Origin of the sequence: Caballeronia sp. BR00000012568055 (assembly GCF_029439455.1) — a bacterium.
Lineage (GTDB): Bacteria > Pseudomonadota > Gammaproteobacteria > Burkholderiales > Burkholderiaceae > Caballeronia.
This window is the reverse complement of the sequence record NZ_JAQFVG010000294.1, coordinates 1-513: the sequence shown is the minus strand read 5'-3', so window position 1 is coordinate 513 and position 513 is coordinate 1. Positions and strand designations below refer to the sequence as shown.

1 protein-coding gene is annotated in these 513 nt (G+C 58.1%); it reads left to right on the top strand.

The annotated features are described in order from the left end of the window. Positions 1-249: hypothetical protein (locus tag P7F28_RS17435; protein WP_277185774.1), on the top strand; the 249-nt coding region annotated here is incomplete at its 5' end. Between the last annotated feature and the right edge of the window lie 264 nt (positions 250-513).

Here is a 513-nt window from a genome sequence, read left to right as displayed (position 1 = left end):
ACGACGGCCGGCAAGCCTGATGTGATGACTGGCATCCAGCCCTCTGTTTTGAATAGGACGTCGATCCGTCGTCCCCGATGTGCGGTGAAGCGGACCGCCTGCAATGCGAGCCAACAGTGGATTGGCGCCGACAACAACCCGGCAGCCATAAATTTGTGCGAACTCCATGGACGCATTGCGGTACCAATGTTCTTCTGGGGTGGTCAAACCACCAGGGCGACAGGCAATGGTTGCATGCCGACCGCTTGATCCTGATGGGTGTCTGGCGCGATCCGTCGCAGCCATGAGTCGAAGAAACGGGTGCGCTCGGCTACTGCATGCGGTCGAGGAAATAAATCGGCTGCTCAGGCAGTCGAGGGTATTGCTTGCCCACTTGACACCGGGCCCGCTAATGGGTATCATCACACTCGATTGCCACCGCAACCTTCGGACGCGCTATCCGTCCAGCAAACGGTTTTACTGCTTGTTGGGCCTCACAATCACGCCGCCATGCTGGCGTGGTCCTTTTCGTAT